This is a genomic window from Thalassobacterium maritimum, from assembly GCF_031127805.1.
GTDB classification, from domain to species: Bacteria; Verrucomicrobiota; Verrucomicrobiia; order Opitutales; family Coraliomargaritaceae; genus Thalassobacterium; species Thalassobacterium maritimum.
On the sequence record NZ_JARXHW010000225.1, the window covers coordinates 1 to 521 of the forward strand.

The window sequence follows — 521 nt, forward strand, 5'->3', positions numbered from 1 at the left end:
CGTGAAGCACTATCGCGACTGAAGCGCGGAGCGCGAAAGGAGTTGATAGGTGCGACTGGATAGGTCCTGTTCATTTTCGTTCATGCGTTGGCCCCCATGAAACCTGAATTTGTGGCAAGCCACAAAACTAAAATCGCCCACAATTGAGCGACTAAAAGCAGCTGGATCAATCTGAGTCGAAGCTTTCCATTTTGTTCATTTCCTTTGATTGCTTTGAGCGCCATCAAAGGCCCGATGACGGCGATGATTATAGGAGACAAAGGAGCCAGTTGACTGAGTTCTCTTCCTCGAACGAGTAGGTTGAAAAAAGTCGAATAACCGAGAACCACCGGAGGAATGATACCGGAGAATAAAACGATTCCTCGAAGAGGAACTCTCTTCCAGAATGCCAGCATCGAAAGGGGGAGGCAGGCTACAAAGCCTCCAAGTAGGAAAACCATGAGTGCTCCATCGGATACTGCGATGACGTCTAAGACCTTATAGACTAGTGTCTCGAAGAAGTTCAATTTTCTTACCTATCG

Annotated in this window: 1 protein-coding gene; it reads right to left on the reverse strand. The window is 47.4% G+C overall.

What is annotated here, in order from left to right; genetic code table 11:
* Positions 1 to 80 precede the first annotated feature (80 nt).
* Positions 81 to 440 carry a hypothetical protein gene (locus tag QEH52_RS20140; protein ID WP_308952759.1) on the reverse strand — a complete coding sequence of 120 codons (360 nt, stop codon included), beginning with the start codon at positions 438 to 440 and terminating at the stop codon, positions 81 to 83.
* Between the last annotated feature and the right edge of the window lie 81 nt (positions 441 to 521).